General features: G+C 67.7%; 1 protein-coding gene. It reads right to left on the bottom strand.

Annotated features, from left to right (window positions below):
* Positions 1-35 precede the first annotated feature (35 nt).
* The gene (locus FMEAI12_RS30350) at positions 36-1154 is read right to left on the bottom strand and encodes an IS630 family transposase (RefSeq protein ID WP_112108732.1); all 1119 of its coding nucleotides are present in this window, start codon (positions 1152-1154) and stop codon (positions 36-38) included.
* Between the last annotated feature and the right edge of the window lie 53 nt (positions 1155-1207).

The following is a 1207-nucleotide window of genomic DNA, read 5'->3' as shown; positions in this document are numbered from 1 at the left end:
CTAGTGCGCTGGCCACGAATGTTCTCTGGTTCGGTTCAGGCGGCGTGTGATCGTGGTCGGCCCCAGCGTTGTTGGCGTTCGGAGCGGACGCGGGTGCGTTCGCGGCGTTGAGCGGCCAGGACGGTGGGGTGGCGGGCGTGGGTGTTGCGCCAGCGCAGGTAGGCCTGCAGGTTCCGGGCGAGCGCGGGGTGGTGGGGATGGTTCGAGTTCCCCATCGCGAAGGTCCGTAACGGTCCGAACTGGGATTCGATCGGGTTCACCCACGACGCGTTCGTCGGGGTGAGACACAGCTGCACGTTGTTCCGCCCGGCCCACCTGCGGATCGTCGGGGTCTTGTTCGCGGACAGGTTGTCCATGATCACGTAGATCGGGGCGTTGTCCGGACGGGCAGCCCTGATCGTCTTCAACGCGGCCAGCGTGTTCTCACCGCTCTTGTGGACACGGGTGACACCCCAGAGCTGATCGTCACCGAGGGAGTAGCAGCCATGGAAGTAGCGCACCCCGTGGGTGCGATGGTAGGTCGCGGGCAGCCGATCCGGATGGCGCTCGGGTGCCCAACCGACACCGTGGACCGGGCGGATCGAGAGCGGACCGAACTGGTCGAACGCGAAACACCGGTTCGGACACGTCATGATCAGATATTCGATCCGGTCGAGTTTGGCGTCCTTGTCCGGGTCGGTGGACTCCTTCCAGGTCCGGGTCCGCTGGAACGAGATCCGGTGGGCGTGCAGGAGTTGACGGAGCCGTTCCCGGCCGACGGTCACGGTGCGGTCGGGGTTGTGGGCCAGGTAGGCGGCCAGTTTCCGCAGGCTCCAGTGGGTGAACGGCTGCCCGAGTCTCGCCGGGCGGGTCCGGGCCGTCTGGACGAGGAACGCCTCGTCGTCAGAACTGATCAGGCGGGGACGGCCTCCCGCCCACCGAGGGTCCAGACAGTCCAGGCCGATCTCGTTGAACCGGTGGATCACCCCCCGGGGCGTGTCCTCGTCCGCGGCGACGAGGCGGGCGATCGCGGGTACCGTCGTCCCGCTCGCCGATGCCATCACGACCAGAGCACGGCGGACCCGGATCGAGCCGTGCTTCCCCCGGCGCACGATGCGTAGGAGCCGCTGCCCTTCCTCATCGGTCAACCGCCGTGCCCGTACCAGCTGTGCCATCACGGATCACCCCCAGGAACCGGTCAACGTCCCCCATCCCTGACGGTGTGCCC

This window comes from Parafrankia sp. Ea1.12 (genome assembly GCF_900465275.1).
GTDB classification, from domain to species: Bacteria; Actinomycetota; Actinomycetes; order Frankiales; family Frankiaceae; genus Parafrankia; species Parafrankia soli.
This window is presented reverse-complemented; position numbering and strand designations above follow the sequence as displayed.